General features: G+C 71.7%; 1 protein-coding gene. It reads left to right on the top strand.

The genetic code is table 11. The features are described from left to right. Positions 1-805 (top strand): condensation domain-containing protein (locus tag JK363_RS41445; RefSeq protein ID WP_236076591.1); only part of this gene is annotated, 805 nt, incomplete at both ends.

Raw genomic sequence — 805 nt, 5'->3', positions numbered from 1 at the left:
GCTTCGACCTCGCCACCGACCTGCCGCTGCGCGCCTCCCTGTTCGTACGCAACGCCTCCGAGAGCGTGCTGCTGCTGGTCATGCACCACATCGCCGCCGACGGCTGGTCCATGGCCCCCCTCGCCCGCGACCTGGGCACCGCCTACGCCGCCCGCACGGCAGGCCGCGCCCCCGCCTGGGAGCCCCTGCCCGTCCAGTACGCCGACTACGCCCTGTGGCAACGCGAACTCCTCGGCGACGAGGCGGAGGAGAGCAGCGTCGCCGGTGAACAGCTCGCCTACTGGCGCCGTGCCCTGGCCGGGCTCCCCGAAGAGCTGACGCTGCCGGCCGACCGGCCACGGCCACCGATGGCCAGTCATCGCGGCGGGCGGGTCGAGATCCACTGGGACGCGGAACTGCACCGCGGTCTGGTGGAGTTGGCGCGGCAGGCACGGACCAGTGTGTTCATGGTGGTCCACGCCGCGCTCGCGGCCATGCTCAGCGCCCTGGGCGCGGGCGAGGACGTGCCCATCGGCACACCCATCGCCGGCCGCACCGACGAACAACTGGACGACCTCGTCGGCTTCTTCGCCAACACCCTGGTCCTGCGCACCGACACCTCGGGCGACCCCACCTTCCGCGAACTGCTCACCCGCGTCCGCACCACCGACCTGGCCGCCTACGCCCACCAGGACATCCCCTTCGAACGCCTGGTGGAACTCGTCAACCCCGCCCGCTCCCTGGCCAGGCACCCCCTCTTCCAGGTCATGCTGGCCTTCCAGAACACCCCCGACGTCATCCTCGACCTCCCCGGACTCACCTTCGA

This window comes from Streptomyces coffeae (assembly GCF_016741875.1).
Classification (GTDB): Bacteria; Actinomycetota; Actinomycetes; order Streptomycetales; family Streptomycetaceae; genus Streptomyces; species Streptomyces coffeae.
The sequence above is the reverse complement of the archived record's forward strand: the minus strand, read 5'-3'. Positions and strand labels throughout refer to the sequence as shown.